This window comes from Streptomyces sp. NBC_00209, from assembly GCF_045206345.1.
Taxonomy (GTDB): Bacteria; Actinomycetota; Actinomycetes; order Streptomycetales; family Streptomycetaceae; genus Streptomyces.
Genome location: NZ_CP108121.1, coordinates 4,323,596 through 4,348,350 on the forward strand (window position 1 = coordinate 4,323,596; position 24,755 = coordinate 4,348,350).

The window sequence follows — 24,755 nt, forward strand, 5'->3', positions numbered from 1 at the left end:
GCAGTTGGCCGCGGGACGAGGCCGACGATCGCTCCACACGAACGAGTGATGGGCCGCCTCTTTCCACAGAAAGTGCTCGTATGCGCAGCATATTCTCTTCTGAAAATGGCACCGGCCTCACAGCGCTTGGTAGAGCGCCATGAGGCCGAAACCTTCCCGGCGGTGCATCAACACCCCGGGGACGGAACAGTCTCGGAGGACTGAACATGCCCATTGTGGCACGCCTACGCCTGCCCACTTCAGCTGTGATCGTCGTGGCGAAGTACGCACGAGTCTCCACCGGAGAGCAACTCGACGGCTTCGGCCTCGAAGACCAGAACCAGATCTCCAACGGTTGGCTCGCCCGTCATCCTGAGGCCACGGTCTACGACGAGTACGTGGACGAGGCCGTATCCGGTGCGCTGGAGAGCCGACCCGAGATGGACCGCCTCGTCCATGACGCGCGGCGAGGGTACTTCAACCGCATCCTCGTCCCCGCAGTGGACCGAATCGGCCGCACGGCGCGTGCCGCGTACCAGTGGGCCTGGGACATGGCAGACCTGGGTGTCCATTTCCTCTCGGCCAGTGAGGACATCGACACCAGCACGGAGACCGGATGGTCCCAGTTCGTGCGGCACGTCACCCTGTCCGAAATGGAGTGGCGGCGCATCAGGGAACGGACATGCGCCGGTCGCGAACTGAAGATCAGCTACGGAGGCTGGCCCGGCGGCCCCGCCCCGTACGGCTACAGGCTCGCGAAGGACACGACGGTGGTTGGCGGGCGGCAGAAGACGTTCAGTGTTCTGGTCACCGATGACTACGAGTCCAGGGTGCTCTTCGCTGCCACCGAGTGCATCGTCGACCGGTGCATGAACATTTCCGAGGCGGCGGAGGAACTGAACGCGCGGGGCCTCCTCACCCGCAGCGGCGTGCCGTGGGCTGCGGCGAATCTCCGCAACCGCCTGCACAGCGAGACCATCCACTGCGGCTACGTCGTCTATCGCAAGACCAACCGAGGTGCCGGTAAGAACAACACTCGGCTCCGCGAGGACGGCAGCCCCGTCCATGGTGACCCGGTCAGGATCGGTGTTCCGCCCATTCTGTCCGAGGAGCGCGCCGGACTGCTCATGGAGACGCTCAGAAGGATCGGGTTCCAGAACGGCCGCATCGACGACCGGATCTATCCCCTGAGCGGCCGGATCGACAGTCTCTGCGGGTCGGTCTACACCGGCATGGGGCGGGGGAGCAGGAAAGCGCGCGGCTACCGCTGCAAGGGCTCGTCCGGTGAGGAGGGTTCCTGCCAAGAGCCGCACTTCGACGCGGCGGAGTTCGAAGCTGCGGTCTGGGCCGAACTGGCCCAGCTCATGGAGGAGAAGGACCAACTGCGGGCGATGGCAGCCGGATGCCTCAGCAGCCTGCAGGGGGACAGGGAGAAGTACGAGAAACGGGTGCTGCTTCTTGCCGACGACATCGCGGTGCGAGAGAACCTCATTCACCGGCAAGTGCCCGCATACCTGGAGGCCGGCATCGATCCCCTGGTGCTCAAGGCCGGGCTCAAGGTGATGGAGGAGGAGCTGGAGGAGTACAGAAGGCAGAAGGACGTCGGCGAACAATGGCTGCGGACACAAGCGGATCACCAGCGGCAGGCGCGGAAACTTGCCGCCATCGCGAGCAATGCTCGCGAGTGCCTCGACAGCATGACACTGGACGAGCGCAAGGACCTGTGCGAGTTCCTCAACGTCCGTGTCACACCCCGGGCGATGGGGAAGGCGGCCAGATCGGGCATCAGGTGCGAGGTCAGGGAGTGGCATCACGAAACGGGGACTCTGGTGCCTCCCGACCCGACGGGTGAGGAGTGGGAGGCGGTTATGGCGATGTTGCGCGGGTTCCTCCCCGAGAAGTCGAAGAAGCACTTCATCTCGAAGTACGACGTCCGCGTGCAGTTCTCCGGCATGCTCCACAGGTTGCGGAGCGGCTTGTCATGGGTCGAGATGCCGCTCACCTGGGGTCCGATCAACCCTATGAGGGAGCGCCAGCTCTTCTGGTGGAAGCGGGGAGCCTGGCCGGAGATCATGGCCGTTCTGGGAGCGGACCACCGAGGTGTGGAGGCGTACCGGCATGCCGTGCTGCCGCAGCTCACGGTCACCGTTCAACCGCGTGAGGGTCTGCCGGTGCAAGGGCGCGGAGAGGCTCTCGATGCCAGGCCGGCGTTGTGATGCGGCAGGTCCGGGCCTTCTCCGTAGCTGTGAAGCGAGGCATGTGCAAGCCGGCGAAAGTGACCCTCCGTCAACTCTGTGACTTTCGCGTGATCTCTACTGCATCGACTTGTGACTCACGTTCGAGTTTCGCTAGGTTCACCGTTCGACTCTCCAGTCGCTTGTCAGTCACACGGAAGGCATCTCCCATGGGCTCCGCGAACGGCAGACACCGCCGCCCTCGTCAGGCACCCGCCATCGTGGTCGCCGCAGGCGTCACCGGCTCGGCCATCGCCATCCCGCTGCTCGGCGCGGCGAGCGCACACGCCGCGGACACCGCGACCTGGGACCGGGTGGCCGACTGCGAGAGCGGCGGCATGTGGAGCGCCGACCTCGGCAACGGCTCCTACGGCGGTCTCCAGTTCACACCGGAGCTGTGGAAGGCGTACGGCGGTGAGGCGTACGCCGAGCGCGCCGACCTCGCCAGCCGCTCGCAGCAGATCGCGGTGGCCGAGCGGGTCCTGGCCGCCAAGGGCCCGAAGGCGTGGCCGAGCTGTGCGGTGATCTCCGGGCTCACCAAGGCCGCCGGCAAGGCGGATGTGGACCCGGGCGACAAGGACGAGGACGAGCCCGCCCGGAGCGCCGACTCGGGCCTCGACGCCGGTCTCGGCGCCGACCCGGTGGACGACGCCTCCTCGGACTCGTCGGCCACCCCCTCGGACGAGGCGTCCGGCGGGGCCACCACGGGCAAGGGGGCCGGCAAGGGCTCCGGCAAGCACGCGGGCAAGAGCGCCGAGGAGAAGGCGGATGCCTCCGCCTCCCCGTCGGGCGATCCTTCGGCCGACCCCTCCGGCACCCCGTCCGCCTCGGACGACCCGTCCACCACGCCCTCGGCCGACTCCTCCGCGGACCCCTCGGCCGGCGCGACGGACGACGCGCGGGCGCAGGGCGGCAAGCACCGGGGCACCCCGGCCGCCGACGACGCCGCCGGGACGGCCGACGGGCGCGACGCGGGCCGGCACGCCTCGCGGGGTGACGGCGACGCACGCGACAGCGCCACGGGGCCGGCTGACGGCACGTACACCGTACGGGCGGGGGACAACCTCTGGGCGATCGCCGACGCGCAGGACCTGCCCGGCGGCTGGCCCGAGCTGTACGAGGCGAACAAGGACGAGGTGGGCTCCGACCCGGACCTCATCCTGCCCGGCCAGAACCTCGATCTGGGCCTGGGTGGCCTGGCCCCGGACAAGGTCGCCGAGAGCGCCGGATGAGCCGTTAGAGCCCTCTGCGCTTTGGGTGGTTTAAGAGGCCCATGTCCCACTTTTGACCGAGTGAGACATGGGTCTCTTCGCGTGAACTCACGCCCCTTGTCCGGGAGGTCCCGCCGCATCCGTTCCGACCTGCATAAATGAGGGTTCATCGGATGCTCTTACGGGATGATTATCCGGTATGTCCTTCTTTGAATATGACCAGTGGGTGTGATTACGGTCAGAACCGCTCGCACCGCGGGCCCCGTCGACCGTCACGCCGAATCCTGCCGTCGGTCGAAGGGAACAGACGCGAAAGCGCCGTAGGCAGGAGCGGGGGACCCAGGTAGGCGCTGGGCCTGATCGTCGGGAGACGACTCGGGGCCGGCTAGGGGTGAAGTCGCGCCAGGGGCGCGGCCGGGCAACTCACTTGGCCCGAACCCGACAGCTCACCTCGCAGGCGTCGGTGAGGAGAAGACTCGATGCTGCTCAACCGCAAGGGCAACAAGCACCGCCGCCCCTCCAAGGCCATCCGTGTCGCGACGCTCGCCGGTGTCGCCGGTGCCGCCGTCGCCGTGCCGCTGATGGGCGCGACCAACGCCTCCGCCGCCTCCGTCTCCACGTGGGACGCGGTCGCCCAGTGCGAGTCCGGCGGCAACTGGTCGATCAACACCGGCAACGGCTACTACGGCGGCCTGCAGTTCTCCCAGTCCAGCTGGGCCGCCGCCGGCGGTACGCAGTACGCGCCCCGCGCCGACCTGGCCACCAAGGCCCAGCAGATCGCCACCGCCGAGAAGCTCCTCGACCTGCAGGGCCCGGGCGCCTGGTCCTGCGCCGGTGCCGGCAACCTGACCAACGACGGTGTCGACCCGGGCGTCGACACCGGCTCCGGTGCCGCGAAGCAGGAGGCCGCCCCCAAGCAGGAGGCCGCCCCGAAGAAGACCGAGCGCACCGAGGCCCCGGCCACCAACCGCTCCGACCGCTCGGACGCGCCGAAGAAGACGGTCACCACCCCCACCGGCAAGAAGGTCGCCAAGGGTGACGGCGAGTACAAGGTCGTCACCGGTGACACGCTGAGCAAGATCGCCGCCGAGCACCACGTCAAGGGCGGCTGGGAGCGGCTGTTCAAGCTGAACAAGGGCATCGTCCAGGACGCCGACCTGATCTACCCGGGCCAGCAGCTCCACCTGACGAAGTAACGAAGCAACCGCGATCCCTCCTCGCTGATCGCTCAGGCCGCCCCGGCCCGGCACGCACCTTCCCCCCGTGTGTGCCGGGCCGGGGCACGCCGCGTTGAGGGTGCCGGGCGGCCGGTGATCGTTCAACTGTTGTAGTTACTTGTCAGTAATTACCTGGTCTTTCAGACCGGTATGCCCGCTCTTGGTTCCTTTTTCGTCCCAGGGGACGGGCGGTCGGCCGACGCAGACGGCCGGGCCGGTTAGGCTCTTGTCGCAAGGCCAAAGCGACCCTGCACAACCAGCGTCATATCCCAGAAGGAGATGCCTCGTGCCGTCCATCGACGTCGTCGTAGCCCGGGAAATCCTCGACTCCCGGGGCAACCCCACGGTCGAGGTCGAGGTCGGCCTCGACGACGGCAGCACCGGTCGTGCTGCTGTTCCGTCCGGCGCCTCCACCGGCGCGTTCGAGGCCATTGAGCTTCGTGACGGCGACCCCAACCGTTACCAGGGCAAGGGCGTCGAGAAGGCCGTCCTCGCCGTGATCGAGCAGATCGGCCCGGAGCTCGTCGGCTACGACGCCACCGAGCAGCGCCTCATCGACCAGGCGATGTTCGACCTGGACGCCACGGAGAACAAGGGCTCGCTCGGCGCCAACGCCATCCTCGGCGTCTCCCTCGCCGTCGCCCACGCCGCCTCCGAGGCCAGCGACCTCCCGCTGTTCCGCTACCTCGGCGGCCCGAACGCGCACCTGCTGCCCGTTCCGATGATGAACATCCTGAACGGCGGCTCGCACGCCGACTCCAACGTGGACATCCAGGAGTTCATGATCGCGCCGATCGGCGCCGAGTCCTTCTCCGAGGCCCTGCGCTGGGGCGCCGAGGTCTACCACACGCTGAAGAAGGTCCTGAAGACCAAGGGCCTGTCCACCGGCCTCGGCGACGAGGGCGGCTTCGCGCCGAACCTGGAGTCCAACCGCGCCGCCCTCGACCTCATCATCGAGGCCATCAAGGAGGCCGGTTACGCCCCGGGCAAGGACATCGCGCTCGCGCTCGACGTCGCCGCCTCGGAGTTCTACAAGGACGGCACGTACGAGTTCGAGGGCAAGTCCCGCTCGGCCGCCGAGATGACCGAGTACTACGAGGAGCTCGTCTCCGCGTACCCGCTGGTCTCCATCGAGGACCCGCTGTACGAGGACGACTGGGCCGGCTGGAAGATCATCACCGACAAGCTGGGCGCCAAGGTCCAGATCGTCGGCGACGACCTCTTCGTCACCAACCCGGAGCGCCTGGCCCGCGGCATCGAGGAGGGCTCCGCCAACGCCCTGCTCGTCAAGGTCAACCAGATCGGTTCGCTGACCGAGACCCTGGACGCCGTCGAGCTGGCCCAGCGCAACGGCTTCAAGTGCATGATGTCGCACCGCTCCGGCGAGACCGAGGACGTCACCATCGCCGACCTCGCCGTCGCCGTGAACTGCGGTCAGATCAAGACCGGCGCCCCGGCCCGCTCGGACCGCGTCGCCAAGTACAACCAGCTGCTGCGCATCGAGGAGATCCTCGACGACGCCGCGGTGTACGCGGGCCGCTCGGCGTTCCCGCGGTTTCGCCCCGCGAACTGACGAACACAGCAAGGGCTGACCACAGCCCGGCAGGGCGACCGCCCCCGCCTCCGTCCGTCCCCGCGCCCGGTCACGTACCGTGTGCGGGGACGGACGTCGTAATGGGGAGGCGGGAACATGGCCGTGAAGGACAGGGACCGGTTCTCCACCGCGACCCGGCTGCGGCTGCTCGGTGAGCAGACCGCCGCCCGCGTCTACCGGTCCCAGAACCGGCGCCAGGCCCGTCGCTCCCGGCTCACCGGCCGGGCCGCCTTCCTGGCCCTGGTCGTCTGCTCCCTGGTCGTCGCCCTCGCGTATCCGATGCGGCAGTACGTGTCGCAGCGCGACGAGATCGCCGACCAGCGCAGGCTGGCCCGCGAGGCCGAGGCGCGCACCGAGGAGCTGCGGGACCAGAAGGCCCGGCTCCAGGACGACGCGTACATCAAGCGGCTGGCCCGCGAGCACCTGCACTACGTTCTTCCCGGGGAGACCGGCTACACCGTGGTCGACCCCGACGCGGCCAAGGAGCGCAACGGGAAGCCGGCCGAGACGGACCGGCCCTGGCACTCCAACCTGTGGGACGGCGTCGACAGCGCCGACCGCGGCTGATGCCCGTCCCCACCCCCGTACCTCTGCAGAACCCGTGGTTCGAGCAGTCCGATCAGCACCCTAGGCAGGCATGGAAACGCCCCCTCCCCAGACCGAGCCCACCGTCCCCACCGAGGCGGACATCGCCGCGTTCCGGCAGCAGCTGGGCCGCCCGCCGCGCGGGCTGCGCGCCATCGCGCACCGCTGCCCGTGCGGCAACCCGGACGTGGTCGAGACGCAGCCCCGGCTGGAGGACGGCACGCCGTTCCCGACGACGTTCTACCTGACGTGCCCCCGCGCCGCGTCGGCGATCGGCACGCTGGAGGCGAACGGGGTCATGAAGGAGATGACCGAGCGCCTGGGCAAGGACCCGGAGCTCGCGGCGGCCTACCGGGCGGCGCACGAGGACTACATCGCGCGGCGCGACGCCATCGAGGTCCTGGAGGGCTTCCCGAGCGCCGGCGGCATGCCGGACCGGGTGAAGTGCCTGCACGTGCTCGTCGGGCACTCGCTGGCGGCCGGTCCCGGGGTCAACCCGCTGGGCGACGAGGCGATCGCGATGCTCCCGGAGTGGTGGCGCAAGGGGCCGTGCGTGTCGCCGTGCGGCGAGCAGGGTACGGACGAGGGCTGAGGGGGCGGCAGACATGACGCGCGTGGCCGCCATCGACTGCGGCACCAATTCGATCCGCCTGCTGGTCGCCGAGGCCGACCCGGTCACCGGGGAGCTCGTCGAGTACGCCCGGCGCATGGAGGTCGTGCGGCTGGGGCAGGGCGTCGACCGGACCGGCCGGCTCGCCCCCGAGGCGCTGGAGCGCACGTTCGCCGTCTGCCGGCAGTACGCGGCGGTGATCGAGGAGCACGGCGCCGAGAAGGTGCGCTTCGTCGCCACCTCCGCCTCCCGGGACGCGGAGAACCGGGACGACTTCGTGCGCGGGGTGCTGGACATCCTGGGCGTCGAGCCCGAGGTGATCAGCGGGGACCAGGAGGCCGCGTTCTCGTTCGCCGGGGCGACCAAGGAGCTGACCGGGCGCGACGACCTCGCGAAGCCGTACCTGGTCGTGGACATCGGCGGCGGCTCCACCGAGCTCGTCGTGGGCGACGACCGGGTGCGGGCCGCCCGGTCCGTGGACATCGGCTGCGTCCGGATGACCGAGCGCCACCTCGTGCGCGACGGCGTCTTCGCCGATCCGCCCTCGTCCGAGGGGATCGACGCGGTCCGCGCCGACGTGGCCGCCGCCCTGGACCTGGCGGAGGAGACCGTGCCGCTCGCCTCGGCGGCCACGCTGGTGGGCCTGGCGGGGACGGTCACCACGGTGGCCGCGATAGCGCTGGGCCTGGAGGAGTACGACTCCGAGGCGATCCACCACTCCCGCGTCTCCCTGGAGCAGGTCCGGGAGATCACCGCGCGGCTGCTGGCCTCGACCCATGCGGAGCGCGCGGCGATCAGCGCGATGCACCCGGGCCGGGTCGATGTGATCCCGTCCGGTGCGCTGATCCTGCAGGCCGTGATGGAGCGGACCGGGGCGCGCGAGGTCGTGGTGAGCGAGCACGACATTCTGGACGGAATCGCCTTTTCGCTGGCGTGAGCCGGGCGCTCATGCGTTGCCCCGCCCGCACCGTTGAGAGGGCGGGACGTGCCTGGTGGGGCGGCTTTCGGGCCGCCTCGCCACCAACTTCGTGAACTTCTTCACAAGGAATTGCCCACCCCGGGCCCCTCTTCTGCTCCGGATGGGTCGCGCAGGAGGTGAGCGGGGTCACTCGGGGGCCGGACCGACAGGTTCCGGGAGTGTGACGTCCGGATGGACCGGGAGGCCCCTTCGCCCGGGGCCGAGGGCCAAGGGCCAGCTCGCAGGCGGTGAACAACGTTCACCACTGTAACGGGATTCCCGGTGTGGGCCATGACCTGGGTCACGTGGGCGGCGAACTATAGCAGAGGGTGGCCACAACCTTGTGAAGGGGCTCACGAGCATGCCCCCCGAGTGGGGTGGATACTCGATGGCATGAGCACCACGGAGCGTCCCAGGATCCTCGTAGTAGGCGGTGGGTACGTAGGTCTGTACGCAGCTCGGCGCATCCTCAAGAAGATGCGCTACGGCGAGGCGACCGTCACGGTCGTCGACCCCCGGTCGTACATGACCTATCAGCCCTTCCTCCCCGAAGCTGCCGCCGGCAGCATCTCCCCTCGGCATGTCGTCGTCCCGCTGCGACGCGTCCTGCCCAAGGCCGAGGTGCTCACCGGTCGCGTCACCACGATCGACCAGGACCGCAAGGTCGCCACGGTCGCGCCGCTCGTCGGCGAGGCTTACGAGCTGCCCTTCGACTACCTGGTCATCGCGCTCGGCGCGGTCTCCCGCACCTTCCCGATCCCCGGCCTCGCCGAGCAGGGCATCGGTATGAAGGGCATCGAGGAGGCCATCGGCCTGCGCAACCACGTCCTGGAGCAGCTGGACAAGGCCGACTCCACGACGGACGAGGACGTCCGCCGCCGGGCTCTCACCTTCGTCTTCGTGGGCGGCGGGTTCGCCGGTGCGGAGACCATCGGCGAGGTCGAGGACATGGCCCGCGACGCGGCCAAGTACTACACCAACGTGAAGCGCGAGGACATGCGCTTCATCCTGGTCGACGCCGCCGACAAGATCCTCCCCGAGGTCGGTCCGAAGCTCGGGACCTGGGGCCGCGAGCACCTGGAGTCCCGTGGTGTCGAGGTCTTCCTCTCGACCTCCATGGACTCCTGCGTCGACGGCCACGTGGTGCTGAAGAACGGCCTGGAGGTCGACTCCAACACCATCGTGTGGACCGCCGGTGTGAAGCCGAACCCGGCGCTGGCCCGCTTCGGTCTGCCGCTCGGCCCCCGCGGCCACGTGGACACCACCGAGAAGCTCCAGGTGCAGGGCACCGACTACATCTGGGCCGCGGGCGACAACGCCCAGGTCCCGGACATGGTCGGCCGCAAGGCGGGCAACCCCAACGCCTGGTGCCCGCCGAACGCCCAGCACGCGCTGCGTCAGGCCAGGGTCCTCGGCGACAACGTGATCTCCGGGATGCGCGGCTTCCCGCAGGCCGACTACAGCCACGCCAACAAGGGCGCGGTCGCCGGTCTGGGCCTGCACAAGGGCGTGGCGATGATCGTCATGGGCAAGATGAAGATCAAGCTCAAGGGCCGCCTCGCCTGGTACATGCACCGTGGCTACCACGGTCTGGCGATGCCGACCTGGAACCGCAAGATCCGGATCTTCGCCGACTGGACCCTCGCGATGTTCCTCAAGCGCGAGGTCGTCTCCCTCGGCGCCATGGAGACGCCGCGCGAGGAGTTCTACGAGGCCGCCAAGCCGGCCCCCGCGCCGGCCGCCGCCAAGCCCGTGGGCGAGAAGGCCAAGGCTTCCTAGCCCGCCGCTCCCGCCGGAGCGAGCAGTACGACGCCCGAAGGGGCCGTCCGCCATCCGTGGTGCGGACGGCCCCTTCGGCGTATCCGGGTACGAAAGGGCGCCGCGGGGAAAGGGCCGCACCCCCGGCGGATGCGTGTGCCGTGCACGCATTTTGCCGTTCCCTTGCCCGGTAGCGGGATGACCGGGCCGCCGCAGACTGTTGTGGGGGATGAACCACGCCAAGGCGCCCCGGGTGCCGGGGCGTGGTCCGGGACATGTGTGGGCATGTCTGGGCACGTCGGGAAACACCGTCACGGAGGTGTGCGCCATGGCAGACGCCGCATCGCGGCTGACCGCTCTCGCCCAGCAGTTGCTGGGCCAACCCCTACCGGTCCGCGTCCGGGCCTGGGACGGCAGCGAATCAGGACCGCCCGGAGCCCCCGTCCTCGTCATCAGGAACCGCCGGGCCCTGCGCCGGCTGCTGTGGAAGCCGGGCGAACTGGGCCTGGCCCGCGCCTGGGTGGCCGGCGAACTCGACATCGAGGGCGACCTCTACGAGACCCTGGACCTGATGGCCGGACTCATCTGGGAGCGCACCGCCGACGCGTCGGGCGGCCTCCAGGCCCTGCGCGACCCGAAGTCGCGCGCCGCCGCCGCGGACCTGCTGAAGCTGTCCGGGCCCTGGCTGCCGCCCGCCCCGCCGCCCGAGGAGGTGCGCCGCCGCAGCGGTCCCCTGCACACCAGACGCAGCGACAAGGAGGCCATCAGCCACCACTACGACGTGGGCAATGATTTCTACGAACTGGTGCTGGGTCCGTCCATGGTCTACTCCTGCGCCTACTGGGAGGACGCCGGGACCCTGGAGGGCGCCCAGCGCGACAAGCTCGACCTCGTCTGCCGCAAACTGGCCCTCAAGGAGGGCGACCGCCTGCTGGACGTCGGCTGCGGCTGGGGCTCCATGGCCATCCACGCCGCCCGCGAGTACGGCGCCCACGTCACCGGCGTCACCCTCTCCACCGAACAGGCCGCCTACGCCCGGAAGCGCATCGCCGACGCGGGCCTGACCGACCGCGTGGAGATCCGGGTCCAGGACTACCGGGACGTCCGCGACGGGCCCTACGACGCCATCTCGTCCATCGGCATGGCGGAGCACGTCGGCTCCGTCCGCTACCGGGAGTACGCCGACGACCTCTTCGCCCTCCTCAGGCCCGGCGGGCGCCTCCTCAACCACCAGATCGGGCGCCGCCCGGAGAGGGACGAGTCGGCGTACGAGATCGACGCGTTCATCGACGCCTACGTCTTCCCGGACGGGGAACTGGCCCCGGTCGGCCGGACCCTCGCCCTCCTGGAGGAGGCCGGCTTCGAGGCCCGGGACGTCGAGGCGCTGCGCGAGCACTACGCGCTGACCCTGCGCCAGTGGGTCGCCAACCTGGAGCGGGGCTGGGGGAGCGCCGTGAAGATGGTCTCGCCCGGCCGGGCCCGCGTCTGGCGGCTCTACATGGCCGCCTCCGCGCTCTCCTTCGAGCGCAACAAGATCGGCGTCAACCAGATCCTCGCGGTGCGCCCGGAGACGGACGGCGCCTCGCGCATGCCGCTGCGCGCCCGGGCCTGGAAGGCCGACGGGACCGCCTGAGCGCCGTGGAACACGGAAGGGGCCGGTGTCCGCGGACACCGGCCCCTTCCCTCGTACCGCTCCGGTTACTCGGTCTTGATGGCCGTCAGCATGTTGAGTTTCGCGGCGCTGCGGGCGGGCCACAGGGCGGCGAGCACGCCGACCGCACCGGCCAGGAGCAGGAAGACCGCGATCCGGCCCCACGGGATGACCAGCACGTACTGCGGGATGCTCGCGGCGACGGTCTGCCCGATCGCCCAGCCGAGGAACAGCCCGAGCCCGATGCCGACGAGTGCGCCGAACAGCGCGATCACCACCGCCTCCAGCCGGATCATCCGCTTCACCCGGCGCCGGTCCAGGCCGATCGCCCGCAGCATGCCGATCTCCTGCTGCCGCTCGAACACCGACATGGCCAGGGTGTTGACGACCCCGAGCACCGCGATGATCAGCGCCATGCCGAGCAGGCCGTACATGATGTTCATCGCGAGGTTGACGCCGCCGCCGAACATGTCCCGGATGTCCTGACGGTCCATGATGCTCATGCCCGGGTTGTCGCCCAGCGCGTCCACCAGCGCCTGCTCGTGGGCCGCGCTCGCGCCGCCGCCGGTCTTCACCCAGACCTCCTGGATGTCGCCCTTGCCCTCGTGCGGGGCGACGGTGGCGCGGGGGATCAGGACCGGCGAGAGGAACTCGTTGTCCTTGTAGAGCGCGCCGACCTCCAGCGTCTCCTTCTTCTTGTCCTTGTACGTGACCGAGACGGTGTCCCCGGGCTTCCAGCCGTGCGACTTCGCGGTCTTCTCGGCGACCGCGATCTGCCCCTTCTCCAGGGTGTCCAGGGAGCCCGCGACGGTGTCGACGGTGAGCACCCGCTGCACGTCGCCCGGGGTGACGCCGGAGGCCGAGACGCCCTGCCCGCCGATCGTCAGCCAGACGGCCTGCTGGGGCGAGGCGGCGGTGACGCCCTCGGCCTTCTCCAGGGCGGTCAGCGCCGACTCGTCGAGCGCGTCACCGCTGGCCATCGAGACCATGTAGTCGGCCTTGATGTTGTCCGTGGTCACCTTGTCGACCGCCTGGCCGAGGGTGACGCCGAGCACCGAGATCCCGGTGACGAGGGTGAGGCCGATCGCCAGCGCGGACGCGGTGGCACCGGTGCGCCGGGGGTTGCGGACGGCGTTCTGCGCGGCGAGCTTGCCGGAGACCCCGAACAGCCGGCGCAGCAGCGGGCGGACCAGGGCGATCGCCGGGCGGGACAGCAGCGGAATGAGGACGATGACGCCGATCAGCGCGAGGAACGTACCGCCCGCGATGAGCAGCTGGCCGTCCGACCCGGCCTTGGCCGCGCCGCCGACGATGGCCGCCGTGCCCAGCAGCGTGATGACGCCGCCGATCGTGTTGCGTACGACGAGGGACTTGACCGTGGCCACCGCGTGCGCGCTGTTCATCGCGGCGACCGGGGGGATCTTCGCGGCCCGGCGGGCGGGCAGCCAGGCGGCCAGCACGGTGATCAGGACGCCGACGGCGAACGCGGCGATCACGGTGACCGGGGCGATGACCAGCGGCCCGGCCGGGATCTTGCCGCCGAGCAGGCTCATCGCGGAGCGCAGCCCGGTCGCGAGGGCGCAGCCCAGCGCGAAGCCGACGACGGAGGCGATGAGGCCGACCACGGCCGCCTCCAGGAGCACCGAGCGCTTGACCTGACGGCGCGACGCGCCGACGGCGCGCATCAGGGCCAGCTCCTTGGTGCGCTGGGCGACCAGCATGGTGAAGGTGTTGGCGATCAGGAAGACGCCGACGAAGAGGGCGACCCCGGCGAAGGCGAGCAGCAGCTTGTTGAGGTCGCTGAGCCCCGCCTCGATGTCCGACGCCTGCTCGTTTGCGCGCGCCTCGCCGGTCTTGGCCTCGGCGTCCTTCGGCAGCAGCGGCTTCACGGCCGCCAGCAGCTCCTGGTCGGAGGCGCCGGGCGCGGCGGCGACGGAGACGTCCTTGAACTCGCCGGGGCGCAGGAACAGCTGCTGCGCGACCGGGGTGTCGAACAGGACCAGGCTGCCGCCGGCGTTGACCGCGCCGTCCTCGGTGGTGAACACCCCGGACAGGGTGTACTCCTTCACCGGCCCGTTGGTGGCGACACGGACCTTGTCGCCGACCTCGTACTTCCCCTTCTCCGCCGTGTCGCGGTCCAGCGCGATGCCGCCGGGCTCGGTGGGGCCCGCGCCGTCGGTGAAGGCGTACGCGGGGTCCTTGCCGTCCTTGCCGGGGGCGAAGTTGGAGCCGGAGTTGGACCAGCCGTTGCCGATGAGCTTGCCGTCGGGGTCGGCGACCCCGGCGAAGCCGTCGACCCGGCCGGTGACGGACGCGACGCCGTCCAGGGCCCGGATCTTCTTCAGGGTGGCCTCGCCGACGGCGGGGGTCTCCGTGTCGCGCTGGTCGGCCTGGGTGGTGACGGCTACGGCGATGTCGTCGTAGCTCTTGGCCGACTGGTTGCGGAAGGCGTTGCCGAGGGTGTCGGTGAAGACCAGGGTGCCGGAGACGAAGGCCACGCCGAGCATCACGGCGAGGATCGTCATCAGCAGTCTGGCCTTGTGCGCGAGCACATTGCGCAGGGCGGTACGGAACATGTCAGTCAGTCCTGGGTGTCTGCCGGCCCGGGGAGCCAGGCGCCGGAGGAAGGGGTACGAAGCGCCGGTACGGGCCGGCTCAGCTGGTGCGGCCCTTGGCGTCGAACGCCTTCATCCGGTCCAGCACCCCGTCGGCGGTGGGGTGGATCATCTGGTCGACGATCGCCCCGTCGGCCAGGAAGATGACCCGGTCCGCGTAGGAGGCGGCTACCGGGTCGTGGGTCACCATCACCACGGTCTGGCCCAGTTCGCGCACGGAGTTGCGGAGGAAGCCCAGGACCTCGGCGCCGGAGCGGGAGTCGAGGTTGCCGGTCGGTTCGTCCCCGAAGATGATCTCGGGCTGCGAGGCCAGGGCGCGGGCCACCGCCACGCGCTGCTGCTGGCCGCCGGAGAGCTCGGTGGGGCGGTGCTTCAGCCGGTCGGAGAGGCCCACCATGTCGATGACCCGGTGCAGCCACTCCTGGTTGGGCTTGCGGCCCGCGATGTCCATCGGGAGCGTGATGTTCTCCAGGGCGGTGAGCGTCGGCAGCAGGTTGAACGCCTGGAAGATGAAGCCGATCTTGTCCCGCCGCAGCTGCGTGAGCTGCTTGTCCTTGAGCGAGCCCAGCTCCGTCTCGCCGATGCGCACCGAACCGCCGCTGAAGCTGTCGAGGCCGGCCACGCAGTGCATCAGCGTGGACTTGCCGGAGCCCGACGGGCCCATGATCGCGGTGAACTCGCCCTGCGGGAAGTCCACGGTGACCCGGTCGAGAGCGGTCACCCGGGTCTCGCCCTCGCCGTAGACCTTGGACAGTTCCGTGGCGCGGGCGGCCACCGCGGTGGCGCGGTGAGCGGTGGACGTGGTGGTCACAGCAGACTCCAGGGTGGGGTGCGTACGGGACGGGGCCCGCCCGGCGGCCCGCCGCGTCGGCGTGGGCCCCGGGTCAGGGGTACCACTCCATCGTCCCCGCCGGACGGCCCCCGGTCGTCACTCCCGGTGCCCGTTCCCGGGGCCCTCTTGAGTCGCACGACCCACCCTTCGGCGTCCTCCTCCGGTATGACATCCACCTTCGCGCGGCTTAGGGGGCCTTGTTCGGCGCCCCCGTCGACCCGCGCGGCACCAACCGCGCCGTCCTGTCCTCGCACCCCTCCGCGCCACCGTCCGTGACCAGGGACAGCAGGGTCCGGGCCGCGAGCGCCCCGTACGCCGGGATGTCGCGGCTCAGTGCGGTCAGCGGGGGGCGGACGACCCGGGAGAGCTGGGAGTCGTCCCAGGCGACGAGCGAGAGGTCGCCCGGCACGTCGAGCCCCATCTCCTGGGCGACCGAGAGCCCGGCGACGGCCATGATGTCGTTGTCGTACACGATCGCGGTGGGCCGCCCGGGCGAGCTGACCAGGCGGCGCGTGGCGTGCGCCCCGTCGTCGCCGGAGTAGCCCGTGTGTACGACGACCGGCTCGCCGAGGCCCAGTTCGGCGCAGACCTCGCGCTGGGCCCGGTCCCGCAGCGCGGTGTGGTTCAGCTCCGGCATCCCGGCGACCCGGGCGACCGAGCGGTGGCCGAGGGCGGCGAGATACGCGAAGGTGTCGCGGACCGCCGCCGCGTCGTCGGACCACACGGCGGGCAGCGGGCCGGACGCGGAGGGGTGGCCGATCGCCACGGCGGGCAGGCCGAGTCCGGCGACGCCCTCGATGCGGGGGTCGGCGCCGCGCAGATCGGTGAGGAAGACGCCGTCCACCCGGCCCTCGCCCCACCAGCGGCGGTAGACCTCCAGCTCCTGGGCCGGGTCCGTGACGACCTGGAGGAGCAGGGCGCAGCCGCGCGGCGAGAGCTCGGACTCGATGCCGCTGATCAGCTCCATGAAGAACGGCTCGACGCCGAGCAGCCGGGCGGGCCGGCACAGTGCGAGGCCCACCGCGTCGGCCCTGGCCCGGGTGAGGGCGCGGGCCGCGCTGTTGGGGCGCCAGCCGATCTCCTGCGCGATGGCCTTGATGGCGGACCGGGTCGCGGGGGAGACGCCCGGCCGGTCGTTCAGCGCGTAGGACACGGCGACCTTGGACACCCCGGCGCGGGCCGCGATGTCGGCGATCGTGGGGCGGTGCTTGGGCATGTGACCTCGCTTAACCGGTTCGTGCAGCGTGCGCATCCTAGCCGTCGCGACGGGCGCGCGCGGCCCTCTCCGCCGACCGTGATCGCGCAACGCACCTGCGCCGTACATGAAATGGGAGCGCTCCCGCACCCTTGACAGGGGCATGGGGTGGCCTTAACTTCACGGCACTTACCCGGTTCAGTAACTCCGCTCGGCAGGGACGGCGGGGAGAAGGAGGGACGATGGGCACGGGATTCCGGGGACGGATCGCGACCACGCTCGCCGTGATCGCACTCGCCGCCACCGCGTGCACGGGGGGCGGCTCATCGGGCGGCTCGGGCGGCTCCGGCGGTGGGGGAGGCGGCGCCCTTCCCCGTAACGAGACGCTCTACACCACCGGCACCCAGTGGGGGCCGCCGGCCAACTACAACCCGCTGCACAACTGGGACCACGCCACCGGCACCAAGGGCCTCGTCTACGAGACCCTGTTCCACTTCGACCCCAACGCGGGCAAGCTCACGCCCTGGCTCGCCGAGTCGGGCAGCTGGACCGGGGACAAGACCTACGAGGTGAAGCTGCGCCCCGGCATCAAGTGGTCCGACGGCAAGCCCCTCACCGCGAAGGACGTCGCCTACTCCTACGGGATCGGGAAGATCGAGGCGTCCGCCTTCCACAGCCTGTGGAGCTGGCTCTCCGGCGCCGAGGCGGTGGACGCCACCACGGTCCGCTTCACCTTCAAGGAGGCCCGCTACCAGGAGTGGGACTTCACGCTCTACGGGCAGCCCGTCGTTCCCGAACACATCTGGGGCAAACGCTCCGAGAAGGAGATCCTGGACGGCGTCAACGACAAGCCCGTCGGCACCGGCGCGTACACGCTCAAGAGCCACACCCAGGACCGGGTCGTCTGGCAGCGGCGCGACGACTGGTGGGGCGTCAAGGCGCTCTCCATGAAGCCCGCTCCCCGCTACATCGTGGACGTCTCCAACCCCAGCAACGAGGTCGTCATCGGCCAGCTCGGCCAGAACCAGCTGGACCTGAGCAACAACTTCCTGCCCGGCGCCGCCTCCCTGGTCAAGAGCAAGAAGGTCGTCTCGTACTACGACGAGCCGCCCTACATGCTCTCCGCCAACACCGCCTGGCTGGTGCCCAACACCACGAAGAAGCCGATGGACGACGCGGCCTTCCGCCGGGCGCTCGCCGCCTCCGTCGACACCGGGAAGATCGTCAAGGGCGTGTACGGGGGCCTGGTCAAGGGAGCCGACCCGACCGGGCTGCTCCCGCAGTGGGACACGTACATCGACAAGGGCCTCGTCGCGAGCGAGGGCTTCACCTTCGACACCGCCAAGGCCAAGCAGATCCTCGCGGACGCCGGCTACAAGGACACCGACGGTGACGGGCTGGTCGAGAACAAGGACGGCTCGAAGATCAGCCTGAAGCTGGCCGTGCCCACCGGCTGGACCGACTGGATGGAGGCCGCCAAGGTCATCGCCTCGTCCGCCAAGGCCGCCGGGATCAAGGTCACCACCGAGTTCCCCGACGCCAACGCCCTCAACGAGCAGCGCGGCAAGGGCAACTTCGACCTCGTCGTCAACAACGAGCGCCAGCTCTCCAGCACCCCGTGGACGTACTACGAGTACATGTTCCAGCTGCCCGTCCAGAAGCAGCAGAACACCGTCAACTTCGGCCGCTACGAGAACGAGGACGCCTGGAAGCTCGTCCAGCAGCTCGGCGCGGTGAAGACCGACGACACCGAGGGCATGAAGAAGGTCATCTCGAAGATCCAGGACATCCAGCTGAAGGAGATGCCCGTCATCCCCCTCTGGTACAACGGCCTGTGGGCCCAGTCCACCACCGGCACCTGGACCAACTGGCCCTCGGACGCGCCCGGAGCGCCCAAGTACGCCCCCGCGATGTGGCGCAACTGGCTGGAGATGGGCGGCTTTGAAGCGCTCACGCAGCTGAAGCCCGCCAAGTGACACGGCAGTTCTGAGAGCGGCCGGCACCCGAGGGGCTCTTCCCCCAGCCGGCCGCTCCCATTCCACGACCGCCCCGCCGTGCGCGCCGACCTGACCGCCGACCGCACGGCGGGGCTCTCTCCGGGGAGCCCTCTTGCGCCGCTACTTCGCCCGCAAACTACTCATCTACGCGCTGACCTTCGTCGTCGCCGTCACCGTCAACTGGATGATCCCGCGCTTCATGCCCGGCGACCCGGTCGCCGCCATGGTGGCCCGCGCCCGGGTCTCCCAGCCCGAGGCCGTCGAGGCCATGCGCGCCTACTACAACAACCTCTTCGGCTTCGACGAGCCCGTCTGGCAGCAGTACCTGCACTTCTGGAGTGCCCTCCTCCAGGGCGACTTCGGTCTTTCCATCTGGGTGTTCCCCAAACCCGTCGCCGACGTCCTGCTCGACGCACTCCCGTACACCCTCGGGCTGATGATCCCGGCCGTCCTGCTCAGCTGGTTCGTCGGGAACTGGGCCGGGGCACTCGCCGCCCGGCGCAAGGTGCTCGACAACACCGTGCTCCCGGCCGGCTACCTGCTCACCGCCATGCCCTACATGTGGATCGCCGTCATCCTCGCCTGGGCGCTCGGCTCCAAGGCCGGCTGGTTCCCGCTCTCCGGCGGCTACAGCCTCGACATCCAGCCCACCTGGTCCTTCGACTTCGCGGCGGACCTGTTCCAGCACTGGGTGCTGCCGTTCCTGTCGCTCTTCCTCGTCGCGCTCGGCGGCTGGGCCATCGGCATGCGCAACATGATCATCTACGAGCTGGAGTCGGACTACTCGAACTACCTCTCGGCCCTCGGCGCACCCCAGCGCCTCATCCGCCGCTACGCCTTCCGCAACGCCGTCCTGCCCCAGATCACCGGGCTCGCCCTCCAACTGGGCGTCCTGGTCGCCGGAGCGCTCGTCACGGAGATCGTCTTCGCGTACCCCGGACTCGGCTCGCTCATCCTCGCCGCCATCCAGAACCAGGACTTCTTCCTGCTCCAGGGCGCGTTCCTGTTCATCGTCATCGGCGTCCTGATCGCCAACTTCCTCATCGACATCGTGTACGTCGTGGTCGATCCCCGTACCCGTACCGGCATGGCTGGAGGCCAGTCATGAGTACCGTGCCCGAACCGGCCACCGAGCCCGCCGCGCCCTCCGCCCCCGCCGCCCGGCCCGGCCGCGAGACGCTGCACTACGCCGTCCGCAACCCGAAACTGCTCATCGGGTTCACCGTCGTCGTGCTGCTCCTGCTCGTCGGGATCATCGGCCCCCCGCTCCTCGACAACGCCGACCCCAACGAGTACGTCGGCCCGCAGGCCGCCCCGCCCGACTCCACGTACTGGATGGGGACCACCACCTTCGGGCAGGACGTCTACGCCCAGTTCGTGCACGGGCTGCGCTCGACGTTCCTGGTCGGTGTCGTCGGCGGGGCCATCGCCGCCGTGATCGCCATGCTCGTCGGCTTCCTGGCCGGCTACCGAGGGGGTGCCGTGGACGAGATCCTCAACATGCTCACCAACGTCGTCCTGGTGCTGCCCGCGCTCGCCGTCCTGCTCATCATCAACGCGTACCTCGGGGTCCGCTCGGTGCCCGTGCAGGGCCTGTTCATCGGGCTCACCTCCTGGCCGTGGGCGGCCCGGGCCATCCGGGCGCAGACCTTCTCGCTGCGCACCCGTGAGTTCGTGGACCTCGCCCGGCTCAGCGGCAGCGGCACCTGGCGGATCATCTTCCGCGAGATCGCGCCCAACATGAGCTCGTACCTCTTCATGATGTTCATCCTGCTGTTCGGCGGCTCGGTCCTGATCGCCTCCTCGCTCGACTTCATCGGGCTCGGCCCCACCGAGGGCGTCTCGCTCGGGCTGATGCTCCAGAGCGCCCAGCAGTGGAGCGCCCTCCAACTCGGCATGTGGTGGTGGTTCGTTCCGCCCGGCGCCGGGATCACCGCGATCGTCGGAGCGCTGTACGTCGCCAACGTCGGCCTCGACGAGGTCTTCAACCCCAAGCTGCGGGAGGCATGACCATGACCGCGACCGCTCTCCGGGAGGTCTGAGCGCATGACCCTGACCGTGACCGACCTCCGGGTCCACTACCGCACCCTGCGCGGTGAGGTGCGGGCCCTGGACGGCGTCTCCTTCGACCTCGCCGACGGGGAGATCCTGGGCCTCGCCGGTGAGTCCGGGTGCGGCAAGAGCACGCTCGGCAAGTCGCTGATCCGCCTCGACGGCCGGATGCGGCACGCGGGCGGCACCGTGACGCTGGACGGCGACGACGTGCCCGTGGCCGACGACCGGGCGATGAACGCCTTCCGCTTCCACCGGATCTCGCTCGTCCCGCAGTACTCCATGAGCGCCCTCAACCCGACCCGCCGCATCGGCCGCATGATCCGCGAGCTGCTCGCGTCGCGCGGCGTGAGCGTGGACACCGCCGAACTGCACCGCAGGCTCGATCTGGTGGGCCTGGACCACGACGTCCTGGACCGCTACCCGATCGAGCTGTCCGGCGGCATGAAGCAGCGCACCGTCATGGTGATCTCCACCCTGCTCGACCCGTCCGTCCTCATCGCCGACGAGGTCACCTCCGCGCTCGACGTCTCCACCCAGCGCGCGGTCGTCGGGGCACTCACCGGGCTGCGCGACAAGGGCCTGGTCACCAGCATGATCTTCGTGACCCACGACCTCGGGCTCACCTCGCACATCGCGGACTCGATCATGGTCATGTACGCGGGCAAGCTCGCCGAGAAGGCGCCCACGAAGACCCTGACGACCGCGCCCCGCCACCCGTACACCAAGCTCCTGCTCGGCGCGCTCCCCGAGGTCGGGGCCCGGCACGCCGACCGGCCCCTCACGGGCATCGCCGGAGCCCCGCCCTCGCTCCTGAACCCCCCGGCCGGCTGCCGCTTCCGCGACCGCTGCCCCGTCGCGGACGAGCGCTGCGCCGAGGAGCCCCCGGTGATCGAGATCGCCCCCCGCCACTCCGTCGCATGCTGGAAGGTCTGATGCTGACCCTCGACCACGTCACCAAGACCTACCGGGCCGGGGCGTTCGGCGGCGGCTCCGTCACCGCCGTCGACCGGGTCTCCTTCACGGCCGCGCCCGGCGAGGTCGTCTCCCTCATCGGTGAGAGCGGCAGCGGCAAGTCCACGATCGGCCGCATGATCCTCGGCCTCACCGGTGTCAGCTCCGGCACCCTCACCCTGGACGGGCAGCGGGTGCGGCCGGGCAAGGACTTCTACCGCCGCGTCCAGGGCGTCTTCCAGGACCCCTTCTCCTGCTACAACCCCGTCTTCCGCGCCGACCGCGTCTTCGACCTGGTCCGCCGCGCGTACCACCCGGGCGTCCGCGACGCGGAGTGGGCCGACCGCGTCGAGAAGGCGGTACGCGATGTGCGCCTGGACCCCGCACAGGTCCTCGGCCGCTACCCGCACCAGCTCAGCGGCGGCCAGCTGCAACGGCTCCTCATCGCCCGCGCCCTCCTGCTCGACCTGAGCTTCCTGGTCGCCGACGAGATCACCAGCATGCTCGACGCCTCCACCCGCATCGACGTCCTCAACCTCCTCGCCGGGCTCAAGGAACGCGGCCTCGGCGTCCTCTACATCACGCACGACCTCGCGCTGGGCACGTACCTCGCGGAGAAGACGGTGGTGCTGCGCCGGGGCCGGGTGGTCGAACGCGGCGACACCCAGAAGGTGTTCGGCAACCCCCGCCACCCGTACACCCGCACCCTGCTCGCCGCCGTGCCCCGCCTCAACGAGCCGTGGGACCCTCCGGAGCCGGTGCGGTCGTGTGCCTTCCACGAGGGGGGCGGACCGGCCACCACCGACCTGTACGAGACCGAGCCGGACCACTTCGTCGCCTGTGCCCAGCTCCCCGACTGCGGAAGGACCTCCGCGTGACCCTTCGCCACCTGCCCCTGCACGACGGCTGGACGCTCCGCCCGGCCGGACCCGTGCCCTCCGGGCTCCCCACAGGAGGCGTTCCCGACGGCATCCCCGCCACCGTTCCCGGTTGCGTCCACACGGACCTGCTGGCCGCCGGGCTCATCGAGGATCCGTACCTGGACGACAACGAGACCCGGCTCGGCTGGATCGGCCGCACCGACTGGACGTACCGCACCACCTTCGACTGGACGCCGGACGGCCACGACCACGCCGCCCTGTGCTTCGACGGCCTCGACACGGTCGCGACGATCCTGCTCAACGGCACGGAGATCGGCCGGACGGCGAATCAGCACCGCTCGTACCGTTTTCCGGTGCGCGAACTTTTGAACGAGGGTGAAAACACCCTCGACGTCACTTTCACCGCGCCGTACACCTACGCCGAGGAACTGCGCGACCGCCTCGGCGACCGCCCCGGCGCGTACGCGGAGCCGTACGCCTTCATCCGCAAGATGGCCTGCAACTTCGGCTGGGACTGGGGCCCCACGCTGGTCACGTCCGGCATCTGGCGCCCGGTCGCCCTGGAGACGTGGAGCGGTCCGCGCATCGCGTCCGTGAAACTGCTGCCCGACCTGGACCCGGAGGGCGTGCCGTTCCTGACCGCCGAGCTGGAGATCGAGCACGACGGCCTCGAAGCGGTCTCGGGCTCGGTCGGGGTGGTCGGTGCGGCGGCCCTCTTCATCCTCTCCGAGGACGAGCACCGCGTGAGGGCCAGCCTCTCCGTCCCGCAGGCCGAGCCCTGGTGGCCGCACAGCCACGGTGAACAGCCGCTGTACGAGGTGGAGGTCCGCGTCGGCGACCACGTCCGCCACCTGCGCACGGGGTTCCGGTCCGTCACGCTCGAACAGGAGGCGTTCCGGATCTCCGTGAACGACCGGCCGGTCTTCGTGCGCGGGGTGAACTGGATACCCGAGGACTGCTTCCCGTCCCGCCTCACGCGGCAGCAGCTCTCCGACCGCCTCGACCAGGCCGTCGCCGCCCATGTCAACCTCGTCCGGGTGTGGGGCGGCGGGCTCTACGAGAGCGACGACTTCTACGAACTGTGCGACGAGAAGGGGCTCCTGGTCTGGCAGGACTTCCCGTTCGCCTGTGCCGCGTACCCGGAGGAGCAGCCGCTGTGGGACGAGGTGGCGGCCGAGGCGCGTGAGAACGTCACCCGTCTGGCCCCGCACCCTTCCCTGGTCCTGTGGTGCGGAAACAACGAGAACCTGGAGGGCCACGCCGACTGGGGCTGGCAGAAGGAGCTCGGCGACCGCACCTGGGGGCACGGCTACTACCACCGGCTGCTGCCCGGGATCGTCGCCGAGACCGACCCGACGCGCCCGTACTGGCCGGGATCGCCGTACTCCGGCAGCCCCGACGTCCACCCACAGGACCCGGAGCGGGGCACGATCCACATCTGGGACGTGTGGAACCGCGCCGACTACCGCGCGTACGCCGACCGGGTGCCGCGCTTCGTCGCGGAGTTCGGCTTCCAGGGGCCGCCCGCCTACGCCACACTGCGCCGCGCGGTCAGCGGCCCGCTCACCCCCGGCGCCCCGCTCCTGGCCCACCACCAGAAGGCCGAGGACGGCGACGCGAAGCTGCTGCGCGGCCTGGGTGACCATCTGCCGCAGCCCGGCGCGGACTTCGACGACTGGCACTGGCTCACCCAGCTCAACCAGGCCCGCGCCGTCGCGTTCGGCATCCGCCACTTCCGCTCCCACGCCCCGTACTGCATGGGCACGATCGTCTGGCAGCTCAACGACTGCTGGCCGGTCGTCTCCTGGTCGGCGGTCGACGGCGACGGCCGCCGCAAGCCCCTCTGGCACGCGCTGCGTTCGGTGTACGAGGACCACCTGATCGCCGTCCGCGACGGCTCCGTCCACCTGGTCAACGACACGGCGACCCCGTGGGCGGGCACCCTGCGCCTGACCCGGCACGCCCTGGACGGCACGGTCCTGGCCGAGGAGGCCCTGCCGGTGACCACGGCCGCCCGCGCCACGACGGGCGTCCCGCTGCCCGCCTCGCTCGCGACGCCGGCCGACCCGGCCCGCGAGGTCCTCGTCGCCCGCCTGGACGACACCAGGACCCTGTACTTCTACGAGGAGGACACGCGACTCGCCCTGCCCCCGGCGCGCTACGGGGTGACGGTGGCGACGGAGGAGGGCGCGGACGCCGGGACCCCCACGTACCGCGTCGAGGTGACGGCGGAGACCCTTCTCCGGGACCTCTGCCTCTTCCCCGACCGCCTCCACCCGGACGCCGAGGCCGACACCATGCTCGTCACGCTCCTCCCGGGCGAGAGCACCACGATCCGGGTCACGGGCGCGGTGCTGGAGGACCCCTCAGCGCTGGCGACTCGCCCGGTGCTGCGGTGCGTGAACGACCTGATCGCAACCTAAAATCAGCCA

Annotated in this window: 18 protein-coding genes and 1 riboswitch; of the genes, 15 read left to right on the forward strand and 3 right to left on the reverse strand. The window is 70.3% G+C overall.

What is annotated here, in order from left to right; translation table 11 throughout:
- Positions 1-206 precede the first annotated feature (206 nt).
- The 9 genes from OG867_RS19725 to OG867_RS19765 all read left to right on the forward strand — a co-directional run bounded on the left by OG867_RS19725 (position 207) and on the right by OG867_RS19765 (position 11,779).
- Positions 207-2,195: a recombinase family protein gene (locus OG867_RS19725; protein ID WP_406287103.1), complete on the forward strand. Its 1,989-nt coding sequence runs from the start codon at positions 207-209 to the stop codon at positions 2,193-2,195.
- Between the two features lie 188 nt (positions 2,196-2,383).
- Positions 2,384-3,445, forward strand: a complete 1,062-nt coding sequence (locus OG867_RS19730; protein WP_406287106.1) for a transglycosylase family protein — start codon at positions 2,384-2,386, stop codon at positions 3,443-3,445.
- 285 nt (positions 3,446-3,730) lie between these two features.
- Positions 3,731-3,899, forward strand: a riboswitch (cyclic di-AMP (ydaO/yuaA leader).
- 4 nt (positions 3,900-3,903) lie between these two features.
- A complete protein-coding gene (locus tag OG867_RS19735; protein ID WP_328900512.1) occupies positions 3,904-4,620 on the forward strand; it encodes a transglycosylase family protein in 717 nt (238 codons plus the stop codon).
- Positions 4,621-4,927: 307 nt separating this feature from the next.
- A complete protein-coding gene (eno, locus tag OG867_RS19740) occupies positions 4,928-6,214 on the forward strand; it encodes a phosphopyruvate hydratase (RefSeq protein WP_406287108.1) in 1,287 nt (428 codons plus the stop codon).
- A gap of 117 nt (positions 6,215-6,331) precedes the next feature.
- Positions 6,332-6,802, forward strand: coding sequence for a septum formation initiator family protein (locus OG867_RS19745; protein ID WP_328900510.1), 471 nt, complete (start codon positions 6,332-6,334; stop codon positions 6,800-6,802).
- Between the two features lie 70 nt (positions 6,803-6,872).
- Positions 6,873-7,412 carry a DUF501 domain-containing protein gene (locus OG867_RS19750; RefSeq protein WP_328900509.1) on the forward strand — a complete coding sequence of 180 codons (540 nt, stop codon included), beginning with the start codon at positions 6,873-6,875 and terminating at the stop codon, positions 7,410-7,412.
- 13 nt (positions 7,413-7,425) lie between these two features.
- Positions 7,426-8,367 carry a Ppx/GppA phosphatase family protein gene (locus OG867_RS19755; protein WP_328900508.1) on the forward strand — a complete coding sequence of 314 codons (942 nt, stop codon included), beginning with the start codon at positions 7,426-7,428 and terminating at the stop codon, positions 8,365-8,367.
- A 414-nt stretch (positions 8,368-8,781) separates the two neighbouring features.
- Positions 8,782-10,167 carry an NAD(P)/FAD-dependent oxidoreductase gene (locus OG867_RS19760; protein ID WP_026171645.1) on the forward strand — a complete coding sequence of 462 codons (1,386 nt, stop codon included), beginning with the start codon at positions 8,782-8,784 and terminating at the stop codon, positions 10,165-10,167.
- A gap of 307 nt (positions 10,168-10,474) precedes the next feature.
- Positions 10,475-11,779: a cyclopropane-fatty-acyl-phospholipid synthase family protein gene (locus tag OG867_RS19765; RefSeq protein WP_328900507.1), complete on the forward strand. Its 1,305-nt coding sequence runs from the start codon at positions 10,475-10,477 to the stop codon at positions 11,777-11,779.
- Positions 11,780-11,844: 65 nt separating this feature from the next.
- Here the strand turns inward: OG867_RS19765 and OG867_RS19770 are convergent, their stop codons facing one another.
- The 3 genes from OG867_RS19770 to OG867_RS19780 all read right to left on the reverse strand — a co-directional run bounded on the left by OG867_RS19770 (position 11,845) and on the right by OG867_RS19780 (position 16,460).
- Entirely contained in the window at positions 11,845-14,373 is a 2,529-nt protein-coding gene (locus tag OG867_RS19770) for an ABC transporter permease (protein WP_406287112.1), read from the reverse strand.
- Between the two features lie 79 nt (positions 14,374-14,452).
- Positions 14,453-15,223, reverse strand: a complete 771-nt coding sequence (locus OG867_RS19775) for an ABC transporter ATP-binding protein (RefSeq protein ID WP_406287115.1) — start codon at positions 15,221-15,223, stop codon at positions 14,453-14,455.
- Positions 15,224-15,431: 208 nt separating this feature from the next.
- On the reverse strand, positions 15,432-16,460 hold the full coding sequence (locus tag OG867_RS19780; protein WP_406287117.1) for a LacI family DNA-binding transcriptional regulator: 1,029 nt from the start codon (positions 16,458-16,460) through the stop codon (positions 15,432-15,434).
- A 221-nt stretch (positions 16,461-16,681) separates the two neighbouring features.
- On the opposite strand from OG867_RS19780, the gene OG867_RS19785 reads away from it, so the two are divergent.
- The 6 genes from OG867_RS19785 to OG867_RS19810 all read left to right on the forward strand — a co-directional run bounded on the left by OG867_RS19785 (position 16,682) and on the right by OG867_RS19810 (position 24,746).
- Positions 16,682-18,415, forward strand: a complete 1,734-nt coding sequence (locus tag OG867_RS19785; protein ID WP_406287119.1) for an ABC transporter substrate-binding protein — start codon at positions 16,682-16,684, stop codon at positions 18,413-18,415.
- A gap of 133 nt (positions 18,416-18,548) precedes the next feature.
- Positions 18,549-19,544 carry an ABC transporter permease gene (locus tag OG867_RS19790; protein ID WP_018104064.1) on the forward strand — a complete coding sequence of 332 codons (996 nt, stop codon included), beginning with the start codon at positions 18,549-18,551 and terminating at the stop codon, positions 19,542-19,544.
- The gene (locus OG867_RS19795) at positions 19,541-20,446 is read left to right on the forward strand and encodes an ABC transporter permease (protein ID WP_328900501.1); all 906 of its coding nucleotides are present in this window, start codon (positions 19,541-19,543) and stop codon (positions 20,444-20,446) included. Before OG867_RS19790 ends, OG867_RS19795 begins: the two co-directional genes overlap by 4 nt.
- Positions 20,447-20,482: 36 nt before the next feature.
- Positions 20,483-21,424: an ABC transporter ATP-binding protein gene (locus tag OG867_RS19800; protein WP_406287122.1), complete on the forward strand. Its 942-nt coding sequence runs from the start codon at positions 20,483-20,485 to the stop codon at positions 21,422-21,424.
- Positions 21,409-22,320, forward strand: a complete 912-nt coding sequence (locus tag OG867_RS19805) for an ATP-binding cassette domain-containing protein (RefSeq protein ID WP_406287125.1) — start codon at positions 21,409-21,411, stop codon at positions 22,318-22,320. Before OG867_RS19800 ends, OG867_RS19805 begins: the two co-directional genes overlap by 16 nt.
- Positions 22,317-24,746: a glycoside hydrolase family 2 protein gene (locus OG867_RS19810; protein ID WP_406287127.1), complete on the forward strand. Its 2,430-nt coding sequence runs from the start codon at positions 22,317-22,319 to the stop codon at positions 24,744-24,746. The genes OG867_RS19805 and OG867_RS19810 overlap by 4 nt, the downstream gene beginning before the upstream one ends.
- Positions 24,747-24,755: the final 9 nt, after the last annotated feature.